Here is a 21,573-nt window from a genome sequence, read left to right as displayed (position 1 = left end):
AAAGAAAGCTACTTCGTAAGCATCATCTCGCCTTTATCCCCGGATTTTAACCATTGAGAAAAATGATTCAAAAAATCCGGGGATAACAGCGATCGGAAGGTTATTCTGTCATCGGAGTGGTCAGTATAAACATTCTTTAGTTAAAATATCAAGCATCCTCAGGAGGTCGTCTTTCATGAAAAAAAATAAAAAATTAATCCTGCCGCTTGTCAGTATGCTGGTGATGTCCATCCTGCTGTCAGCTTGCGGCGGTGGGGATAACACGTCATCTGGAGAGAACGGCTCCTCGGGTTCAGGTAAAGTTACAATCAGCTTCATGCACTGGCGTGGAGAAGATGTGGAAGCACTGAACAAAACCATTGACGCTTTTGAGACAGCAAATCCGAACATTAAAGTGGAGATGCAGACGCTGCCTTCCGATCAATATCAGTCCACCGTACAATCCAAAATCAGTGACGGTTCGGTAGGAGATGTATTTGCCTCCTTCCCGGGTGCACAGTTCGAAGCTTTCACCAAAGCCGGCTTGTTCACGGACCTGACCGGATCATCGTTTCTGTCGGCCTACAATTCCAAGCTGATTGAATCAGGACAGCACGATGGCAAGCAATATGCGATCCCGTATCAACTCGTATATAACGATCCAATTTATAATGTAAAGCTGTTTGAACAATACGGCTTGACGCCGCCGACCGATTGGGAAGGCTTCCTGGCACTTTGCCAGAAGCTGAAAGACAATGGCATCATTCCGATTGCCTTTGCCGGAGCGGACATTGGCCCAGGACAATTCATGAATACGATGGTGATGAACAATGCACCGAGTGACGACATTTTTACCAAAGTAGAAGCGGGCGAAGCCAAACTGACGGATGAGTTCTGGGTGAAAACGTTGACTCAAATCAAGGAACTGAACGATAAAGGTTACTTCCAACAGGATGCACTGGGTACGAAAGACCCTGCGGCGGGCGCACTGTTTATCCAAGAGAAAGCAGCGATGCTGGCAAGTGGATCGTATCAATTGGCTCAGAACAAGCAGCAGAATCCTAATCTGGAGCAAAAACTGCTTGCACCGATTACAGTAAGTGCAGATCAAGCGAAGTATGAAGGAGTGCATACTACTACGTTCATGCTCGCGGTGAACAGCAAGTCAAAACATCCGGAAGAAGCGAAGAAGTTCCTCGAATTCCTTAGCAATCCCGATGTAGCGAGTGACTATGCCAACCAAACGGGACAAAATGTAACGGTGAATGGTGTGAAGTACGATACGCCTGAGCTTCAGGTAGCCGGAGAATGGGCAACCAAAAAGACCGTGTTCCAGCCACGGTTCACCATCCTGAACGGAGATAATCAAAAAGCAGTAACCAACTCCATTCAGGCTGTACTGAGCGGCACTTCTCCGGAAGAAGCAGCACAGCAGGCACAAGCGATCATTGATCAGCATATCGGGAAATAAACGATGAAAAACCGTCTTCAGCTATCCCTGTTTCTGATCCCCGGGTTGCTGCTGTACGTTGGATTGTTCGTATTTCCTACATTGACGGGGCTGTTCTATTCCTTTACGGACTGGGATGGGGTATCCCCGTCGTATGCATTTGTAGGGCTGGATAATTACAAGGACAGTCTCAGCAGCATCGTATTCCGCAAAGCCTTTGGCAACAACGTGGAGTTCATGTTAACGGTTGTTATTGCACAAACCTTTATTTCACTTGTCCTGGCCCTGCTCTTGGTACGTAATACCAAGACACGCATTGTGCTTCGGGCATTGTATTTCCTGCCTGCGATTCTGTCCTCCGTATCGGTTGGACTGATCTGGGCATTTATGTATGATCCATCTATCGGACTAATCAACTATGGACTGAATGAAGCGGGCATGAGCAGCATCGCTCGTAACTGGATTGGTGATCCCAAGATCGCCATCTATTCCATCGCTGCGGTACAAGTCTGGGCCCATGCCGGACAGATGATGATTGTATTCATCGCAGGTCTGCAAGGCATCCCGGCAGAACTGTATGAAGCGGCTCGCATGGATGGCGGCAGCAAATGGCAGGTATTTCGTACCGTGACCTGGCCACTGCTGGCACCTTCGGCAACGATTGTTGTGGCCTATACGACCATTCAGTCGTTCAAGGCATTTGACCTCATTTTTACCATGACGGACGGAGGCCCGAACTACGCAACTGAAATTTTGACAACATATATCTATCATACCGCCTTTGGCAGCTATTCATTTGGTCTGGCTTCTGCCGGTTCCATGATCTTCCTGGTGTTGCTCGCGCTCTTGACGCTGTTGCAGTTCAAGGCACTGCGTGCCGACCGGGTAAGTTATTGAGGTTGATGTTGGAGCATTCATCCTGCAATCGAGGCAGAAGGGAGTTCACATGTTTTTAAAATGGTTCAATCGCCTGATCTTATTGGTGTACGCGCTGCTGATTCTGGTGCCGCTGTACTTTGTATTTGTATCCTCGTTCAAAACAAGCAGCAACTTCTTCACCAGTCCGTTCAGCTGGCCGGACCCGTTTACGTGGGATAACATCACTGGCATGTTCCGCAATCAGCCGATGTGGCAATATTTCGGAAACAGTCTGGTCGTGACGCTTGGTACGGTTGCCATTGAGTTATTGCTGAGTAGCATGATTGCTTACGCCATTGTCCGCTGGGGCGGCAGTGTAGGAAAAATCGTGTTTGCTCTGTACGTAGCAGGGTTGATCGTTCCATCCCAAGTGAGTATGCTGCCAATCTATTCCCTCACGCGTACACTCGGGTGGTCGGACAGTCTCACGGGATTGATTGTCGTATCCGCGGCTATGCTGATGCCTGTCTCAGTATTTATGCTGACAGGTTTCATGCGCATGCTCAATTCGGAGATTCTGGAAGCGGGCAGTATGGATGGAGCAAGCGAGTGGAGACTCTATACGCGGATTGCACTGCCACTGGCTGCACCTTCGCTGGCTGCAACGGCTACGTTCCTGCTCGTCATGGTCTGGAATGACTTGCTTATTCCGATGCTGATGCTCAGCAGTAAGTCCAAGCTCACTTTACCGCTCGCACTTATGCAGTTCCGCGGGGAATACGTGACGAACTATCCGATGATGCTTACGGGTGTGCTGGTAACGGCCATTCCGATGATTGCGTTGTTCCTTCTACTCCAGCGTTACTTTGTAGCAGGTCTGACAGCGGGTTCACTCAAGGGGTGAGGTATCGCAGAAATCGGAAGGAAAAGCTTATTTTGCATTGATTTCTGGAGCATTCTGCATAATAATGATTTAGTGTCAGAATGACTACATAGAGATCAAGGGAGCTATAAGTGATGAGCAAACTGGAAGTATTGCGGAATCCCAAGCAGCGCAAGCTGCTGTTCAGTGCCGGCATGAGCTGGCTGTTTGATGCGATGGAAGTTGGTATGATCTCCTTTATCGTGGCTGCACTCGCCAAGGAATGGAGTCTCAGTCCCGGACAAGTCGGCGTGCTTACGAGTATTAACTCGATCGGTATGGCGCTCGGTGCTTTGCTTGCAGGTGCACTTGCGGACCGTTTTGGACGGAAGGCCATACTGATGTGGACCTTGTTAATCTTTACGATTGCAAGCGGTCTGTCTGCATTGGCGACTGGATTCGCCGTATTGTGTGCACTGCGTCTGGTTGCGGGTATTGGACTTGGCGGAGAGCTGCCCGTGGCATCCACACTGGTATCGGAGTCGATGCCTACAGCGGAACGGGGACGTGCCGTTGTATTATTGGAAAGTTTCTGGGCAGGGGGCTGGATTGTATCCGCGCTCATTGCCAACTTTGTCATCCCGGAGTACGGATGGAGAATTGCTTTTGCCATTGGTGCGCTTCCGGCGTTCTATGCACTGTATCTGCGTCGTGCCATTCAGGACCCGCCGCGGTACAAGAATCATACCAAGCTTCATAAAATCACGTTCCGCGAAAAAGTGGCTACCGTCTGGTCAGCACCACATCGCCGTACAACGTTGATGCTCTGGATTTTGTGGTTTACCGTCATTTTCTCTTATTATGGAATGTTCCTGTGGCTACCTTCGGTTGTTATGGCAAAAGGATTCACGTTGGTTAAAAGCTTCCAATACGTGCTGATCATGACGATTGCACAGTTGCCAGGTTACTTCACCGCAGCGTACTTCATTGAACGTTACGGGCGCAAGTTCGTACTGGTTGTGTACCTTACCTTGACTGCATTCAGTGCGATTGCGTTTGGATTGGCTACAACGGAAGCCACGATCCTGACCGCAGGAATCTGTCTTTCCTTCTTCAATCTGGGAGCCTGGGGTGGTCTGTACGCCTACAGCCCGGAATTGTATCCGACTTCCGTTCGTTCGACAGGTGTTGGCCTTGCCACATCGGTTGGCCGAATCGGTGGCGTACTGGCTCCATTAATGGTCGGTATGCTGGTTCAACGCGAAGTGGCAATCAGCCTGATTTTCACGATTTTCTTCGTGACAATCCTCATTGGCGCAGCGGCTGTACTGTTCTGGGGCCGGGAAACGAAGGGTCAGGAACTTGCTGAGTAATTGTCAATAAATACAACGCAACTTTTGTACAGGTCTGCCTGCCTACGGAAAAACGGGTTAGACAAGCGGTATATGGTTGATACAAGAAGGGGCATGACCATGGTGTGACCATGGGCTCATGCCTCTTTTTGTTATGTTCAGCTTCGTTTTTTCACTGCGTCATCGGTCCGATAGACTTCGTTTTTTCTATATCCTATAATGACACTCGGGATGTCCAACTGTGAGGATTCAGGGGAAAGAAGTGGGATCTGGATTCAGAAAAGTGGAGGGTAACGAAAAGATGAAGATCAAGCGTGAAATGGATCAAATGCGTGAATTCAATGAAAACAATACGATGGGTGAAGCGACTCGAGCGAATAGCATAAATGGAAGCCACAACAACGTGATTGACATGGTGCGAGTACATGGGAATAACAACATACATGTAATGTACAGCGATAATAACATTAATGGACGTAGTGAGATAAACGGAATGTATGATGTGTATGTTGTGGATGAAAGTAAACCTACGAAAGAGATGGAGGTCACCAATATTATGAATAACATGACGATTACGAAAAATATGGAGTACACGGGCAGTGAGGATGTACGGATTAGAGTCGGTAGCACAAATGAGGGGTCTGATATGCAGTTGGGTGCTGACTTCATAGAGCCTATCACCGTTAGTCGAAAAGTAACCCATCGGAGAGGGAGAAAGGCAGGCAAAAGAGCAGGACGAGTGGGTATGCTTCTCGGTACTTGTGCGATGGCTGTCGGGTTGACCGTAGCAGCACCTTCTGCGGGGGCACAGAAGCTGGAACAAGGCGTTCGCAGTGAACATGTGCTGCAATTGCAGGAGCAATTAAGTGACCTGGGGTATTTTGATGCGGGAATGACCGGTTATTACGGTTCGATTACCAAAAGCGCTGTCCGCAAGTTCCAGCAGGCGCAGGGACTGAGTGCAGACGGCGTTGCAGGTCCAGCAACACTGAACAGACTGAACAAAAAGGCCAAAGCCGAAGGCGAGACGTTACGCCAGTTGGCGAAGCTGATCCACGGTGAAGCGCGCGGAGAATCTTTTGAAGGGCAAGTCGCTGTAGGAGCGGTTGTGTTGAATCGGGTACATTCGAGTGAATTCCCGTCATCGATCTCGAAGGTCATTTTCCAGAAAGGTCAGTTCACGGCGGTGGACGATGGCCAGTTTAATACCAAGCCGACGGCGACCTCTTATAAGGCAGCACGCAAAGCATTAAATGGTGTTGATCCGACGAATGGAGCGCTGTATTATTACAATCCGAAGATTGCGACTTCGGTATGGAGTAAGAGCAGGCCAACGTTGCTGACGATTGGTCAGCATGATTTTACGAGATGAGATAGTTTGAGATATTAAATAAATCAAAGGCATCCTTTTAAAACAACAAGTGACCCCGGCTGTATGCTGCTCATCTGCAGGTACGTGACCGGGGTTTAATATTACTTCTGGAACGTGAAAGGAATATTTAACGAAGTAGGCTCTACAATGGTTTCTCCAGTGTCGTAGTCATAGATTCTATTGAAAACCAATTCAATGGATTCCAGCTTGTCGGGGTCATCTGTATAGACTAAACCATAGCCCATGTTATCCATGACTACACCGTCATATTGATGATAAACATAGGGTTTCCTCATGAAATTACGGTCTGCTGAAATTGGTTTACCGGTGTTCGGATGAATGGAATTCAAACCGTAAAATCCGATATTTTGATCCGTTGTATTTTCTACACTGTAGATGATTTTGATATACGTCATATCAGGACCAATATCTTCTTGGTTCAGAATAGAAATGTTTTTACTAGTATCATTTGGTATATCACTAGCTTCTAATAATTGTACATCCATCATGTGAATAGTTAATGGGCCGAATTCAATACTTTGCTTCAGAGGGACAGTTTTTAACAATTTTAAATGTCCTCCATAATCAAATGTACCTGTATCTCCGGATTTGGATAGAAGTGGTGGTAGTGCGCTTTCAAGAAGCTTGTCTTGTAGAATTTTAGCAGCCTGCTCAAATTGATTATAGTCTGGATCATATCCTTTGTATGTTCGTTCAGAACGGAAAGGCTTTAAACCGGATTCCAAGACTAGTTCAGAATAAGCAGGATGAGGTTGTAACGGATTGACTTGAAGTTGTGTAGATGTGGCATCATTGGAGCTGTCTGAACCGCCCAACAGTGCGAGAGCGAGCAATAGATGAACAATAAACATAAGAAGCGGCACCCTTTCTCATAGACCCTACTAATTTAAATACGTTTTATTTATAATCATAACAAACCAGATCATAGTCACCCATGAGAATTTCGACCCAACTTCAGGTAATAGCATATTGACAAGTTTTGATCTGATCTAGTAGCAAGGGCCTATTCTAGATAAGGTGGTTCAATCAGATTGGAGAAATTCGGATTATTAGTATATAAATTAAAGTCAGGGTGAGTAAAAATGAAGTTGCTAAAGACCTCATTAGTTATAGTTCCACTAGTGGTCATCGCTTCTTTTACATGGTATGGCTCTTATAAGAGTGATATGAAGCAGCTGGAGGATGACTTGAGAACATATTTAACCGCCGAAAAAGGAATAGATGGAAATAAGATTATAAGCATCACTGCTCGTCGAAGCAAAATGCCGATGTATCCTGTTGTCGTCAAATTCAAGGACAATCCGCAGGAATATATCTACTATAGAGCAGATGAATGGATTCAGCTGACGCCTGATCCGCATGAATAATTCAATCATACGTACTAAGATAATAGAGGATAATATGCAACACCATTGGATTTACCCATCCAATCCTGTACAATGAATAACGACAAAAACAAAGGTAGATTAAGGATGGATTAGCACGATGAGAATTATAATATCACCAGCTAAAAAGATGAAGATCGACACCGATTTGATGGCTATCGCGCAGATGCCGCAATTTATACATGAGTCAGAACAGCTATTGAGTCTGCTTCAAAAGTTATCCTATGACGAACTGAAAGTGATGTGGAAGTGTAACGATGCAATCGCTGAACAGAACGTGGAGCGGATTCGGAATATGAATATAAGAGCAAATCTTACGCCAGCCATTTATGCCTACGAGGGCATTCAGTATCAATATATGGCACCGGGCGTTTTTCAAAATGAGGAACTGGCGTATCTTCAGCAGCATTTACGCATATTATCCGGTTTTTATGGCATTTTACGGCCCTTGGATGGCGTTACGCCGTATCGGTTGGAGATGCAGGGTAAGCTGCAAGGTCCAGGTTTCAAATCGCTCTATCAATTCTGGGGCAGCAAATTGGCGGATCAACTTCAATCTGAAAGCAATTGTATTCTAAATTTGGCTTCCAAAGAGTATAGCAAGAACATCACGCCTTTCCTGAAGGAGGAAACCCGGTTGATCACTTGTGTATTCGGACAAATGGTCGATGGGAAACTTGTTGAAAAGGCAACCCGGGCCAAGATGGCTAGAGGTGAGATGGTACGATATATGGCTGAGCGGAAGATTACAGATGTGGAGGATATAAGAGACTTTGATCGGTTAGGTTTTGTTTTTTCAGAAGAGAAGTCGGATGAGTGTACTTATGTATTTATATATTCAGAGGGACAGTAGCCTGTTGCACAATGGTTTATAAATTTTGGTTTGTATAGGTTACGCATTCGTAAAATGCCATCAAATAATTTGATGGCTTTTTTTTTGTAAGACTAAGGCAGTCTTGTTCGGAATATGTTTGTATCTACAGAGGTCTACAGGAAGTGACGCCGAATATCCTTGAAACCTAATATGAATTTACAAAGTATATATAAAGAAGGATATAATTAGTTGTTATTTATAAATTTGTACTCGGTTACATCCAAAGAGGGGAGGACGAATATGCCATTTATTGGGGGAATCATTTTAATCTTGATCCTAGCATTTATTCTATGGGCATTAATGATCCCGCTATTCAATAAAATAGGTAGTAGAATTCTGAAGAAATACAATAAATTCAAACAAGAGGAGAATGGTGATGAAAAATTCAAAGACGTTTAGAGTAGGGGCAATTACAGTTGCATTCGTTATTATTGTAGGAGTATTACTGGTGACCTTCTTTTTAACACGAATTCCTAATGGATATGTTGGGGTCGTTTATTCACCCAATGGAGGCGTAAAAGATAGCACACTGAGTCAAGGGTGGAAACTCGTTGGAGCGTTTGATAAAGTGACGAAATATCCGATCCGAATTCAAACGGTGGAATACAGAGATATTCAGATTGCTACTTCTGACGGGAAAAACATCACAATCGATTTTGCTTACAACTACCAAGTAGAACCAAGTAAAGTATCTTCTATCTTTAATACATTTGGGCCAATTAGCATTCAAGAAATTGAGGATACATATCTCAAAACACGTTTCCGTGACGCAGCTCGTAAAGGTATCTCCAAGTTTACAGTCATTGATGTGTATGGTGAAAAGTCATCCGAAGCAGGAGTAGACGTGCAACAACGTTTTTCTGATGACGTTAAAGATTTAGGCTTTATTGTATCAAACGTTACTGTAGGTGTTCCTCAACCTGACGCTAAGACTCAGGAAGCAATCGATAAGCGTGTTGAAGCTTCTCAAGAACTGGAACGTAAAACGACTGAACTTGAGATCGCCAAAAAAGAAGCAGATCGTAAGCGCGTGGAAGCGCAAGGTAATGCAGACAAACTATTGATCGAAGCAGAAGGTCAAGCTAAAGCAAATAAAGAGCTTCAACAATCATTATCGAGTCAACTCGTTGAATATGAAACCATCAAGAAATGGGATGGAGCCCTTCCATATGTAAGTGGGTCAAACACGCCAATGATTCAATTACCGGGTACTAAAGTAGAGCAAAATAGTGGCGCGGGAAGCGTATCTCCCTAATTAGTGGTTTGAAGTGCACGTCTTACTTTCTTAACAAATTAATGTGTTGAATTCTAATGAACAAGCCGGTCCAATCCTGTACAATGGATAACGACAAAAACAACGGTAGATTAAGGATGGATCAGCACGATGAGAATTATTATATCACCAGCTAAAAAGATGAAGATCGATACCGATCTTATGGCTATCGCGCAGATGACGCATTTTATAAACGAGTCAGAACAGCTATTGAGTCTGCTTCAAGAGTTATCCTATGATGAACTCAAAACGTTGTGGAAGTGTAACGATGCAATTGCCGAACAGAATGTGGAGCGGATTCGGAATATGAATATAAAAGCAAATTGGCCAAACACAGAAAAACGTAAGACACGTTTGGTTTCGCAATAGTTACTTTCCGTTGGCTTGCAACCTTCGCATTACTTTAACCGTCTAATAAGTACTTTTGGAAAGGAGAGGAAGACATTGAAATCTATATTGTCTGTTTTCATTTTGATTCTTATGGTTACAGGTTGTAGCGGTAAAGGTGACCATTCTAACAATTCAACAGAACAGCAAGACGCTCTAAAGACGTCTGAGGCTATTGTCCTTGCAAAGCAGGAGTCAAAGGGACAGAAGAAAATTCTGCTTGCATTAGACACAAAAAATCCCGAGTTACAGTCAAACCTAAAAGAAATTACGGGTCAAACCGTTCAGGAGATTTTAAAAAAAAATAAATATAACTTAGAATGGCTAGACCTAAAAGACATCTCACTAGAAAAAAAAGATTTTAATGCTCTGGAGATTGGGGTGAAAATCAATTATGTTGCTGAAAAAGAACATCTTGATACTGTTCCTCCAACATCTATTGCCAAAGAAATAAATATAGCAGAATAAAATTGAAAAAAAGCGATCTAGCTAGATCGCTTTTTTGAATTAGTTCTTACAATTATTTAGCTGTATCTGATGTATATGGAGTCCAATCCCCACCATAGGCTTTTGCATTAGAAATATGCGAGAATCTTGCAAACGAAGCGCCGTCACCAGATCTGTGTATGCCAATCAAAACTCCGTTATACCACCAAGTTCCTCCGCTATCGCCTCCAAGAGAAACAACATCAGCCTCCATATACCCACTGTTTCCTATTGAGGTGATGTTTTTTGCTGTAACTGATCCGCAGCTAAAACCGCTAGTTGCCCCAGATAAACAAACATTGTCACCTACATTGAGGGAATTTGTACTTGTTTGATAAGAAGTGATTTTGCTATCCGTCCAAGAATATTTATAGACGTAGTTAGAAATTTTTTTAGTAGACGGTACTTTGATAACACCTACGTCGGCATAGTTTCCGTTATAAGAAAAATGCTCTGTTCCAACTAATGAACCGCCTTGGTATGCATTATTGGTATTCCATGATTCGAGACAATGTGCAGCTGTGATAATAAAGCGATCACTACTCTTTGTGGCCAAGGTTCCTATTGTACAATAGTTTATAGAATTTGTAGAGTTTGTTGCAGTATCAGCGATAAGTAATCCACCAACCATAGTGTCAAGCTTAGTGTTTCTTGCATCCAGTTTTTCATTCGACTTGCCAGTCACTATTTTATAAATATTATCATTTTCTACAGTTAGCGCCTTAATTGGGCTAGATGCCATTAACTTCGTTGCATTCGTACTGTCGGCAAGTTGAATCTCAACCACATTTTCTTTTACTCTTACAGCAACAGTTTCGAAAGGAATCCCAAGCTGCTTACTTTCATTTATCACAGATTCATAGGCGCTTACAAGTTCGGCCTCTGAGAAATTTACTTTCTTGATTTCTAAATATTCTGCTGGGACAAGCGCTTCAATTGCTTTTTTAATTTCTTTGACTTCTTCATTTTCTACCGAGAAACCAATAACAAATTTTAATCCGTTTTCTTTTTCCTGATGAAATGTTCCAATATCACTATATTTTTCTATTATGTCATTATTTGGACCTTTTGCAGATACTACACCATTTTTAGTGAGTAAGTTTGATATTTGGGGTCCATACTTATTCATAAGCTCATCTCTTTCTTGAATGTATCTTTCCTCTTCTTCAGTGAGCGCTATACTATATTTTGGAATAGTATCTCTTGCATTAGAAGAATTTAATGCGTTCATGATAGCCTGATTGGAATAATCGAGGTTATTTGACTTTCGGTATCGCTGATGTTTTTGAACTATTTCCTCATTAAATTCAAGTTCGCGAGCCATCTCATCTTCTGGAAATGTAACAATTGGAGATATATCCTTTATATCGCTAACTATAGACTCCGAAAGGGGGGACTGTTTTGTGTCATCTGCACCATAAACTTCTGAGGAAGTGCTGCCTGCAAAGAGGGAAAGTAAAAGACCAAAACTAAGAAGCATAGATCGTTTCTTCAATTTTATATAACCTCCTTATATTAATTTAGATCTATTATGGATTTTTTTGTTTATATTTTGAATAGGAAGAAATACCTGATTAAGTGACAAAATACTACATTATATAACATTTAACAAAGGTGGAAATATGATACTTAATACAGGTCAGAGTCGAATATCTTTGAGCGTACACGCTAAATTTATTGTAGCGAGTCGATAGACGGCGGTTTTTTGACTATATTAAAGAAGCATTCTATTAAATGACGTTATTGTATGGGTTTTATAAGAATGATATGACAAAACTTGGAGATGATTTTTGATGTGGTCAACTGTTGAAAGGGGTATGGATAAACATGGTATTATTAGTATTACTGCTCGTCGCAGTAAAACGACACAGTATCCTGTAGTCGTCAAAATGAAGGATAACCCCCTTCACTTATAGAGGAGAGCAATGAGTACAACTTATGCCTAATCCATATTCAAAAACCAATTGAACTTTTCGAGTTGTAATGAACGCGCTAGACATTGGATTCGCCTGCCCAATCCTGTACAATGGATAACGACAAAAACAACGGTAGATTAAGGATGGATTAGCACGATGAGAATTATCATATCACCAGCTAAAAAGATGAAGATTGATACCGATCTTATGGCTATCGCGCAGATGCCGCAGTTTATAAACGAGTCAGAACAGCTAATGAGTCTGCTTCAAGAGTTATCCTATGACGAACTCAAAGCGATGTGGAAGTGTAACGATGCAATCGCCGAACAGAACGTGGAACGGATTCAGAATATGAATATAAAGGAAAATCTTACATAGCCATCTATGCCTATGAGGGCATTCAGTATCAATATATGGCTCCGGGTGTTTTTCAAAATGAGGAATTAGAGTATCTTCAGCAGCATTTACGTATTTTATCCGGTTTTTATGGCATGTTGCGGCCTTTGGATGGGGTTACCCCTTATCGGTTGGAGATGCAGGGCAAGTTACAAGGTCCGGGCTTCAAATCGCTCTATCAATTCTGGGGCAGCAAGTTGGCAGATCAACTTCAAGCGGACAGCAACTGTATTCTTAATTTGGCTTCCAAAGAGTATAGCAAAAATATTTTACCTTTTCTGAGTGAGGAAACCCGGTTCATTACTTGTGTATTCGGACAAATGGTCAATGGGAAGCTTGTTGAAAAGGCAACCTGGGCCAAGATGGCCAGAGGTGAAATGGTACGTTATATGGCAGAGCATAAGATTACAGATGTGAGGGATGTAAGAAACTTTGATCGGTTGAATTTCGCTTTTTCAGAAGAACGATCCGACGAGAGTACGTTTGTTTTTATACAAGCAGAGGTACAGTAGCTGCTGTGCGCTGATCATGTACCAGAATGATAACTATTTGATTCAATTAAAAGTCGCCAACTGGCGGCTTTTTTATTTTTCAGATATTAAATCTAAGTCCTAATCAAAATAGGAATATATTTTGTATCAGGATAATGACAGGTTATATTTTAAATTGTTATCTGAGATATAAAAGGAAAAAAGTCCCTGAATTTAGGGACTAATTTACTATGTCCTAAAATAAGGAAAATGACGATAATGATTTATTAGGCTCCATTTATACATCTGTTGAGGGAGTAAATGGATAAAAAACATAAAGGAGGAATATGAATTCCATGAGTTTAAGAAAAGGTTTTATTGTTTTTCTGATGGCTTTGTTGTTGATTGGAACCATGTATCCGACTAGCGGTTATGCGCTTTCGGACCAATCGGATGCCATAATAACAAGTGAAAGTAGCGCGGAGAATGTTGATGTTTCTATGGAGGAATCAGCTTTAACAGACGGCGAGAATCTAGATGTTATTGATCCGGATGTCTACGAAGAACCAGAAGGTGTAGATGAAGTTATCGAAGAAGCAGAAGATGAAGCGACGGTAACTGATGATACATATGGGGAAAACTCTTTCTCTCCTCAAGCTATGGCCATGGCAGATGGAACTTTGACCATGAGTCCCGGAGATTCCTATACGTTCACGAATAACGGAAGTGCCGCAAGATCGTTAAGTACCAATGCCGCGACTTCAAGAAGCAGTGCATACGATTACGTTATTTATAGACCAGATGGCAGCATCATGAGCGAAAACATGAACTCTATTAGCAGTTTATCAGTAGGCTCAGGCTATACAGCTGTAATCACCTCTACGGGTCAGAATCCGTTTACAGTGACAATCCGTTCAGAATTTTCTTACAGTGTATCAGCTAACCCAGCCATGCTTAGGGTTACGTTATCCAAAGGAGAGAGCTATCGATACTTTAATGAAGGGACACAGTCAAGAGTTCTAAGTGCCGATACTTCCACAGCTCAGGACAGGAAGATAGATTACGCTTCATACAAAGAAGATGGTAGTCTTGTAGCTTCCAATTTCGAAACGACTGGGAAACCTTCACTTGCGGGAGGGAACGAAATCATTATTACTGGAGCGGGCTCACAGCCTGTTAGTGTTGGTTTTCCCTATGAAGTCTATACCGGTGAATGGAGCGATGAGCCAGCCTATACGCGTACAACGCTATATCAGGGAGATAGCTACCAGTTCACTAATATCAGTTCCAAATCCGATGCACTCCAAACGGATGGAACGACCAAAGATAAGCATGATTACGTTGTTTATCTTCCGGATGGAACGGAAAGTTCTACAGGGACGAATACGACCACTAAACCTACTGTAGCAGCAGGAAGAACCGCCGTTGTAACTTTGGTTACAGCAACGCCTGTAACATATGGTGTGCCCTATCGGACATTTGATGTCCAAAAAGCCGGTGGCGATGCAATTACTCGAATCACTGTATATCCTGGAGAATCTATGATTTTCAGTAATAATGGTTCGTTGGCCAATCCGATAAAAAACAATGCCAGCAGTTCCAATGGAGCCCTTTTTGACTATGTTCTTTATACAGCAGAAAACGTCGTTCATTCGGATGGATTCAACAAAAATACAAATCCGATCATTCGTTCACAAGGTTACGCAGTCGTGACTGTAGTTGGGCAAGTCCCAATTGAGTTTAGTTATACGGATGATTTCTCGGTTGAAGAAAGCATGGAACCTGCGTACCATCGCGTAACACTCAAACAGGGAGAAAGCGTGACATTTTGGAATAACACTACTGATCGGGAATATCTCGACAGTGATGCGTCCACCACCCAAGGGCGGATATTTGATTACGTCACCTATTATCCAGATGGTACAGAACGGAGTACAAGAAAAGCAACAACGGTTGAACCAGTTGTTTACTATGGAAATAAAGCAGTAATTACAGGTGTATCTGCTCAACCTGTAACCATAGGGGCGATTTACACCATTTTTGATGTAGAGGATCGACCAAATGAAGCACTAACTAAGATTACTGTATCACCGGGTCAATCGGTCAAATTCCATAATGGAGGCTCACTCAGCAACCCAATACGGAGTAACGCCAAAAAATTAGGTGCACTGTTTGATATTGTGGTGTATAAGGCAGACGGTAGAGCACATAGTGACAAATTCAATAGCAATGTAAGTCTCGCTACCATTCCTTCTGGTGGTGAAGCCGTCATTACCGTAGGGGGAAGTACACCTGTAATATTTGAATACACGGATGATTTCTCTGTAGTGGACAGCCAGGAACCAGCTTATCTGCGCGTAACGTTGAACAAAGGCGAGAGCTATGCCTTCACCAACATAAGCTCAGATCCAAAAAGGCTTCGAAATGATGCTTCCAGCAGCGCGGGACGGGTGTATGATTACACGATTTACAACGTAGATGGAACAGTGTCAAGCAGTAGAACAGCAACAGCGATCGAGGCGTATGTCTTGGGTGGTAAAAAAGTTGTTGTTACCAACATCTCGGATCAACCCATAACGTATGGTGGGATTTACCGCGTTTTCCGTGGACAAGATGATCAAGTCCCTTCACCAGAATCGGAAATCACTGTTAACCAAGGGCAGAGCGCAGTATTTACGAATCCGGATTCAAAACCTGCTCAAATTGAACGAATCGCAGGAGTAGCATCCGTTGTGGATTATACAGTCTACGATAAATCTAATAAAGCATTGTATTTCGTGGAAGGTATGAGTCATGCAACATGGGATATTCCAGCAGGTGCAACGCTTGTTGTTACCGTAGTATCTACGGAACCTGTAACGATTAAATATCATTCTCCTGTGACAGCCAGCTCAAGTCAGGAGCCTGCACTTATCAAGCGGAATTTGACGCCAAATAACACGCTCTTGTTCTCGAACACCTCACCTTATGAGGCTATACTCGTTGGTTCTCCTTCTGAAGGAGGAACCTATGATTACGTTATTCGGAATCAGAATCAAGTGGTTATTAAGGAAGGAAAGAACGCTACAGGAGGACAATTTGTACCTGGAAAGTCTGACATTCAGGTGCATAACGTGTCAGCTCAAACGCTGAAATTTGTAGGTGCTTATCGGCACTTTACGGTCAAGGAAGTGGAAGTGGAGTTTCTGACTTTGTATGAAAACACAGAGACGGTGCTTCCGACAGTTCAGCAAGGGAATGTATACTACCGTTTTAGTCCGTATAGCTCTGACAAGTATCGGATTGCCATAAAGGAATCAGGTGATTTTTCCATTGAACCTCGGATCGAATTGTATTCAGATAAGGAATTGAGCATTCCGGTAGCTGCTTCAATAGAGCAAGAACAGGTATATGGTGAGCAATATACCGTTCTTGAATGGGAGCTTGAAGGTGGACAGAATTATTATCTCAAGCTAAGTGAAAAAGAAGGAAAACCGATTCAGGGAGCCATAAAAGCAGCATGGATGAACATTCGTAATGACAATAGCTATGAGTACGGCTATGGCAATCAATTGCTTAAAGTCGTTCTATTTACAGGAGATCAAATTGTGTTTGAGTATGATCGCAACGGTAATTTAACGAAACGAACGAAAAAGATTTTCCCATTTAATTAATGATTGTCTAAATCTAGGTTGAGGTGATGGAGTGTTTAAGAAAATAACGATTATTTGGTTATGCGTCATATTGGTTCTTAGTGGGTTCGGTTCTTTTGGATATGGAGGACAAGCAGCAGCGGCGGCTGAGGGTAGGGATTCCCTCCCTTCCGCTACCTACATTACAATCCATAGTTTAAAAGAGCAATTTGGTATTAAAGAAGATTGGATTGAGAAAAAACTAGATCAAGGTTACTCGCTGTACCAGTTGTATAAAGCTTTACAGACAGATCGCACAGGCGGCGAGGCTGCTGAGAAATGGCTAGAAGCACAAGAAATAAGTGAACCGATCCAAATGGAGGGGCTACGCCCTTCCGGATCATCACAGCAAAATAACTTCTCGATTAATGCTCTTAATGAGGATGCGCCAGGTACAGGAACAACCGTGGACGAAACTGGACTTAACCATGTAGATATCCGAGATGATGCATCGCTTTATATGACGTCATATGGAGCAGAATCCATCTCAACTGCTACAGGGGAAATGATGATTCAGAGTACTGACCTTTCTCTACCTGGTCTCATTTCGTTCGATCTGACACGCGTCTATGACAGCGCTAGAGCGAGTGGACAGCTGGGCGTTGAATATGACGAAACCACACAGACGTATTCCAATATGGTTACGCCACGCAAGGAAGAACTCTCTGCTGGATTGGGGCAAGGCTGGCGTTGGGACATTCCTTTCATGGAAAAGCGTGGCGATCATCAGTATATTCTTATTCCAGGCGTGGGCTACTACCGCTTAAATGCTAATCTGGAACTGGAAGGTTACGTATGGAATGATTTAACCGTTAAGCGAGATGCGACCATGACTGTTAATGGCGTATCTAGCAGTTATCGTCTATCCATCCGAAACGGCTACGATTATCTATTTAATGAAGCCGGAGAGCTGTTGCAAATTACAGATGGCTACCGCAATACCGTGAATTTTGACTATACGACATTGAACGGAAACCAAGCTATTGCACGAATTGAAAACAGCGAAGGTCAGGCGCTGACATTTGCTTATGACAACCTGAAGGTTACTGTACAGCTTGCCGGAACAGATCGGAAAGCAACGTACACGCAACGCGAGGACGAAGGCATTCGCATTTTGCTAGAATACACAGATGCTCTTGATCGGACAACGACGTATACGTACTATTATCCGGAATCCAAATTCAATTTCCTGCCTGACTTGCAAAGTAACCAAAATGCTCAAGGTGTGATGCATACAGCGTTGCTATCGCGCATTACAAGCCCCTCATCAGCTATAACGGATTATGCATATATTCCGGCGCTGAAGCAGATTGGCGAAGCTTCCTCTCATTTCGTATTCCAAGTAAGAGAGCGCAAGAGCCAGTTTAGTACAACGGATGGCGAAGGCGTTCTGGACAAGGTTAACTTTGAGTACTCTGGAGAAGATCTGGACTCTTACGGTCAATCCGCATTATGGACAACGAAAGTGAAAGCAGAGAACACCGCAGATACTTGGACGTTTTCCAAAACGTTTAGCGCTGCAGCTCATCCAGATTTGGTTCGCGCAGATAAGCACACGTTAACTGGAGATGACGTGACTTATTCAACGGAGTTGCAGTACGATAACCAGACGAAGCGAAACCTTCCGACTCAAATGACGGAGTGGGTTAGTGAGGGTGGACGTGCAGGCGAGAAGCTAACCACGACCATGACCTATGATATCAATGGAATGGTGACTTCAGAAAAGCGCAGTACCGGACAAGAATCCACTTATGCGTATGAAACGAGTAAGGCTCCATATCACTGGATCAAACCTATTCGTTCGACCAGCAAGATTAATAGTACCTTGGAGAGATACACCGAAACAACCTATAACAGCCAAGGTTCCGTTCTGCGGAGCACAACTAAAAATGGATACGGCGGGCAGTTGCTCACTGAATCGGAAGTGAAGCTGGATGATAAAGGAAGAGTCACCAGCACCACGGATAAAGGCGGCTATTTAGCTAAAGACAGCGTAGCGATGTTGAGTTATCAGGCTGATGCATGGCATTTGGTGAAATCCAAGTCCATAACCGTGAATGATGCTGCTGGTAAAGCAGAAGCCCTCGTGGAATCGTATCAATATACGAATGCTGGTGAACTGGAAAAGACAACCGATGCATCCGGGGAACAGGAATCCTATCAGTATGATAAGAGAGGGCGACTTCTACAAATCGTACATGCTGATGGTACGAAATCAACTACGGCGTATGATGATGTTAAGAACATCATTACAAATACATCGCCAGATGGCATTGTCACGACCGAGCGGTATAATCCGTTAGGTCTTTTGGTAGAAGAGCAGACGGCTCAGGCTACGTACAAATACGCCTATGACCGCGAAGGTAATGTTACGGCTGTTGAGGATGCTGAAGGCAATGTTACGAGAGCTGTAGTCGACGCGTTTGGACAAGCGATAGAGACAAAGTATCCAGACGGGACCATCGAAACAACCAACATTGATGCTGTGGCCCAAACGGTGACCTATAAGGACGCCGCTGACAATCAAACACGGGAGAAGAAGGATTTACTTGGTCGAGTGACGGCGGTGGAAGAATATCGGAATGGTGCATATGTTCCGTTACAACAAACCGAGTATGATATCGATGGTAACGTAATTGCATCTATCGATGGTAACGGTCAACGAACGACCTATACGTATGATGCGCTTGGACAGATCACAACAGTGACAACACCGAAGCAAGAGACAAGCCGCTACTTCTATAGCTATCAGGGCCAAGTGACACAGATCGTATCACCGAATACGCAAACAGTCACAAAACAGTATGATGAATTGGGAAGACTCATTAAACAGACGCATCCGAGTCCAGCCGGGTATGCGACAACGTTATATTACGATAAGAAAAGTAATCTGATTAAAAAACAGGATCGACTTGGGAAAGTAACAGAGTATACGTATAACAGTGACAACATGCTCACAGGTATGAAAGCACCGGATACGAATGTATCCTATACGTACGACGAGATTGGCCGTAGAACATCGATGACCGATGATCATGGAAAGACCACGTACAGTTATAGAGTGGCAGATGGGATGTTGAACGGACTGACGTTCCCGGATGGGACACGACTTGATTACGAAAACAATACCCAGCAACGTCTAGGGTATACCTTAACGGATGCCAAAGGACAATCCTTGCGCATTCACGGCGAAGTAGATGCCATGAATCGGGTAACCTCCATGGATATTACCACGGGTTCAGGAGGGGCCTCTGCACTCGCAGCATCGGGAACGACGCCTGTGGATCGTATGACATTCAGTTATGCGTCCAATAGCTTGCTGGAGAAATTGTCGTTTGGCAAGGGCCTGAGCACAAGCTACCAGTTCAGCGGCTATGACCTGTCGGGAATCACGATCTCTCAAGGGACATCTGCGGTGCAACAGTTCGCCTATGAATATGATGGTAATAAAAACATCACGTCCCGTACACAGAATGGGGAAACTGATCAATACACATACGATGAATTGAGCCGGATTCAGACCGAAACGGGTACGCAAAAAGAAACGTATACTTATGACCCGAATGGTAACCGGTACAGTACCGGAAGTGGTAAGGTATACGGTCTAAAGGATGCACAGTATACGTATGACAGCCAGAATCGTCTGATTAAAGCAACGGGTGAAGGCAAAACGGTAACCTACAGCTATAATGGAGATGGATTGTTGTATGAACGTACGGAAGGCGACCAAACGATTCGTTATTATTACGATGAAGAAGCCAAACTCATGGCTGAGGCCACTGTGACGTCTGGAAAAGCAGAGCTGACATATGCCTATATCTATGATCTGTATGGGCAATTATGGGCTCGCCAGGACAAGCAAACAGGTAAACTGGAATACTACCAGTTGAATGGTCATGGCGATGTCGTTGGCCTTGTAGACGATGCAGGAAAAGTGTTGAACAGCTATACCTATGATATCTGGGGCGGACCGTTAACAACAGAGGAAACCGTACCGAATATGCTTCGCTATGCCGGAGAATATTGGGATGATACGGTAGGGCTGCAATATCTGCGAGCGCGCTGGTATGATCCAGGCATGGCACGTTTCATCGGTGAGGACACGTATGAGGGAGAATTGAATGATCCATTAAGTTTGAATTTATACTCTTATGTAAGTAATAATCCTCTAAAATATGTAGATCCGAGTGGCCATGTGGCCGTAGATGTAGATGTTTTTAACATTAACTGGAAATTAAATTCCTTAAAAGCAGATTGGGTTTACTGGGATGGGGTTTTTAAAGGATCCAAAGACAATTCATCAATGTGGGTTCACGCACACAAAAAAAGAAACCAAGCTGCAAATCAAGCAAAAGCGATAAGAAACAGCAATAAAGGAATGCAAGGACTTTTAAAGCAAAGTGATCCCGTCTTTAATGCATTTGTTTTACAAAATGATACTTCAAGAAATATGAAAGTAATGGTAGATCCTAAAAGTAATATAGTTTATTATGCGGACGCGTCAAAATATAATTGCACTGGTTGCATTTACGATGAGACAACTTACACGAAGGGAAAAGCAGATGCAATTATGGGGGATGTTTCCTCACGACTTACAAGTCTAGTTACCAGTGAAAAATTCGGGAATGTAAACTATTTAGTAGCATCAGTTTTTGGCAATGTTGAAGTAACTAAAAAGGGTACGGTAACTACTATGATTTATGTGGCCAACCCCAAAGGGTATACTATGCAAACTGTAATTGTTACTAGTGATGGTAAACCTACTGGATGGACTGGTTGGAATCCATACTATTAAGTATTTTGTAGGGAAGAGGTGTTATT

Annotated in this window: 16 protein-coding genes; 14 read left to right on the top strand and 2 right to left on the bottom strand. The window is 43.3% G+C overall.

From position 1 onward, the window contains the following. Nucleotides 1-175: 175 nt before the first annotated feature. From NST38_RS20360 to NST38_RS31680, 5 genes are all read left to right on the top strand, one after another. The gene (locus tag NST38_RS20360; RefSeq protein WP_076250925.1) at nucleotides 176-1,450 is read left to right on the top strand and encodes an ABC transporter substrate-binding protein; all 1,275 of its coding nucleotides are present in this window, start codon (nucleotides 176-178) and stop codon (nucleotides 1,448-1,450) included. 3 nt (nucleotides 1,451-1,453) lie between these two features. Then, a complete protein-coding gene (locus NST38_RS20355; protein ID WP_017687487.1) occupies nucleotides 1,454-2,326 on the top strand; it encodes a carbohydrate ABC transporter permease in 873 nt (290 codons plus the stop codon). Nucleotides 2,327-2,375: 49 nt separating this feature from the next. Further along, nucleotides 2,376-3,191 carry a carbohydrate ABC transporter permease gene (locus NST38_RS20350; protein WP_076250927.1) on the top strand — a complete coding sequence of 272 codons (816 nt, stop codon included), beginning with the start codon at nucleotides 2,376-2,378 and terminating at the stop codon, nucleotides 3,189-3,191. A gap of 113 nt (nucleotides 3,192-3,304) precedes the next feature. After that, entirely contained in the window at nucleotides 3,305-4,522 is a 1,218-nt protein-coding gene (locus NST38_RS20345; RefSeq protein WP_036614537.1) for an MFS transporter, read from the top strand. A gap of 724 nt (nucleotides 4,523-5,246) precedes the next feature. Further along, complete coding sequence (locus tag NST38_RS31680; protein ID WP_076251225.1) at nucleotides 5,247-5,873, top strand: cell wall hydrolase; 627 nt, start codon at nucleotides 5,247-5,249, stop codon at nucleotides 5,871-5,873. Nucleotides 5,874-5,974: 101 nt separating this feature from the next. Here NST38_RS31680 and NST38_RS20335 read toward each other — a convergent pair whose 3' ends face one another. Continuing rightward, nucleotides 5,975-6,745 carry a hypothetical protein gene (locus tag NST38_RS20335; RefSeq protein ID WP_076250929.1) on the bottom strand — a complete coding sequence of 257 codons (771 nt, stop codon included), beginning with the start codon at nucleotides 6,743-6,745 and terminating at the stop codon, nucleotides 5,975-5,977. A gap of 231 nt (nucleotides 6,746-6,976) precedes the next feature. Between NST38_RS20335 and NST38_RS20330 the strand changes: the two genes are divergently transcribed. The 5 genes from NST38_RS20330 to NST38_RS20310 all read left to right on the top strand — a co-directional run bounded on the left by NST38_RS20330 (nucleotide 6,977) and on the right by NST38_RS20310 (nucleotide 10,281). Then, on the top strand, nucleotides 6,977-7,261 hold the full coding sequence (locus tag NST38_RS20330) for a DUF3139 domain-containing protein (protein WP_076250931.1): 285 nt from the start codon (nucleotides 6,977-6,979) through the stop codon (nucleotides 7,259-7,261). 118 nt (nucleotides 7,262-7,379) lie between these two features. Continuing rightward, on the top strand, nucleotides 7,380-8,132 hold the full coding sequence (gene yaaA / locus NST38_RS20325; RefSeq protein WP_076250933.1) for a peroxide stress protein YaaA: 753 nt from the start codon (nucleotides 7,380-7,382) through the stop codon (nucleotides 8,130-8,132). A gap of 397 nt (nucleotides 8,133-8,529) precedes the next feature. Continuing rightward, complete coding sequence (locus NST38_RS20320) at nucleotides 8,530-9,408, top strand: prohibitin family protein (RefSeq protein WP_083684427.1); 879 nt, start codon at nucleotides 8,530-8,532, stop codon at nucleotides 9,406-9,408. Between the two features lie 129 nt (nucleotides 9,409-9,537). Next, nucleotides 9,538-9,795 carry a peroxide stress protein YaaA gene (yaaA, locus tag NST38_RS20315; protein ID WP_076250937.1) on the top strand — a complete coding sequence of 86 codons (258 nt, stop codon included), beginning with the start codon at nucleotides 9,538-9,540 and terminating at the stop codon, nucleotides 9,793-9,795. 75 nt (nucleotides 9,796-9,870) lie between these two features. Continuing rightward, nucleotides 9,871-10,281, top strand: a complete 411-nt coding sequence (locus NST38_RS20310) for a hypothetical protein (RefSeq protein WP_076250938.1) — start codon at nucleotides 9,871-9,873, stop codon at nucleotides 10,279-10,281. A gap of 52 nt (nucleotides 10,282-10,333) precedes the next feature. Here the strand turns inward: NST38_RS20310 and NST38_RS20305 are convergent, their stop codons facing one another. Further along, nucleotides 10,334-11,794 carry a S1 family peptidase gene (locus NST38_RS20305; protein ID WP_076250940.1) on the bottom strand — a complete coding sequence of 487 codons (1,461 nt, stop codon included), beginning with the start codon at nucleotides 11,792-11,794 and terminating at the stop codon, nucleotides 10,334-10,336. 577 nt (nucleotides 11,795-12,371) lie between these two features. Here NST38_RS20305 and yaaA (NST38_RS20300) point away from each other — a divergent pair. From yaaA (NST38_RS20300) to NST38_RS20285, 4 genes are all read left to right on the top strand, one after another. Next, nucleotides 12,372-12,593 (top strand): peroxide stress protein YaaA, encoded by a 222-nt coding sequence (gene yaaA, locus NST38_RS20300; RefSeq protein WP_256720010.1) that lies wholly within the window; start codon nucleotides 12,372-12,374, stop codon nucleotides 12,591-12,593. 35 nt (nucleotides 12,594-12,628) lie between these two features. Next, nucleotides 12,629-13,123 (top strand): YaaA family protein, encoded by a 495-nt coding sequence (locus NST38_RS20295; protein WP_256720011.1) that lies wholly within the window; start codon nucleotides 12,629-12,631, stop codon nucleotides 13,121-13,123. A gap of 314 nt (nucleotides 13,124-13,437) precedes the next feature. Then, entirely contained in the window at nucleotides 13,438-16,734 is a 3,297-nt protein-coding gene (locus tag NST38_RS20290) for a hypothetical protein (RefSeq protein WP_076250943.1), read from the top strand. A gap of 31 nt (nucleotides 16,735-16,765) precedes the next feature. Next, nucleotides 16,766-21,547, top strand: coding sequence for an RHS repeat-associated core domain-containing protein (locus tag NST38_RS20285; protein ID WP_341344041.1), 4,782 nt, complete (start codon nucleotides 16,766-16,768; stop codon nucleotides 21,545-21,547). The last annotated feature ends 26 nt before the right edge of the window (nucleotides 21,548-21,573 follow it).

This window comes from Paenibacillus sp. FSL H8-0104 (assembly GCF_038050215.1).
In the GTDB taxonomy this organism is placed as follows: Bacteria; Bacillota; Bacilli; order Paenibacillales; family Paenibacillaceae; genus Paenibacillus; species Paenibacillus amylolyticus.
Note: the sequence above shows the minus strand (reverse complement) of the source record. Positions and strands in the feature narration are given on the sequence as shown.

What these genes read in the sequence shown, in the direction of transcription:
- NST38_RS20360 (WP_076250925.1), top strand. Translation starts at nt 176, where the DNA reads ATGAAAAAAAATAAAAAATTAATCCTGCCGCTTGTCAGTATGCTGGTG.
- NST38_RS20355 (WP_017687487.1), top strand. Translation starts at nt 1,454, where the DNA reads ATGAAAAACCGTCTTCAGCTATCCCTGTTTCTGATCCCCGGGTTGCTG.
- NST38_RS20350 (WP_076250927.1), top strand. Translation starts at nt 2,376, where the DNA reads ATGTTTTTAAAATGGTTCAATCGCCTGATCTTATTGGTGTACGCGCTG.
- NST38_RS20345 (WP_036614537.1), top strand. Translation starts at nt 3,305, where the DNA reads ATGAGCAAACTGGAAGTATTGCGGAATCCCAAGCAGCGCAAGCTGCTG.
- NST38_RS31680 (WP_076251225.1), top strand. Translation starts at nt 5,247, where the DNA reads ATGCTTCTCGGTACTTGTGCGATGGCTGTCGGGTTGACCGTAGCAGCA.
- NST38_RS20335 (WP_076250929.1), bottom strand. Translation starts at nt 6,745, where the DNA reads ATGTTTATTGTTCATCTATTGCTCGCTCTCGCACTGTTGGGCGGTTCA.
- NST38_RS20330 (WP_076250931.1), top strand. Translation starts at nt 6,977, where the DNA reads ATGAAGTTGCTAAAGACCTCATTAGTTATAGTTCCACTAGTGGTCATC.
- yaaA (WP_076250933.1), top strand. Translation starts at nt 7,380, where the DNA reads ATGAGAATTATAATATCACCAGCTAAAAAGATGAAGATCGACACCGAT.
- NST38_RS20320 (WP_083684427.1), top strand. Translation starts at nt 8,530, where the DNA reads ATGAAAAATTCAAAGACGTTTAGAGTAGGGGCAATTACAGTTGCATTC.
- yaaA (WP_076250937.1), top strand. Translation starts at nt 9,538, where the DNA reads ATGAGAATTATTATATCACCAGCTAAAAAGATGAAGATCGATACCGAT.
- yaaA (WP_256720010.1), top strand. Translation starts at nt 12,372, where the DNA reads ATGAGAATTATCATATCACCAGCTAAAAAGATGAAGATTGATACCGAT.
- NST38_RS20295 (WP_256720011.1), top strand. Translation starts at nt 12,629, where the DNA reads ATGGCTCCGGGTGTTTTTCAAAATGAGGAATTAGAGTATCTTCAGCAG.
- NST38_RS20290 (WP_076250943.1), top strand. Translation starts at nt 13,438, where the DNA reads ATGAGTTTAAGAAAAGGTTTTATTGTTTTTCTGATGGCTTTGTTGTTG.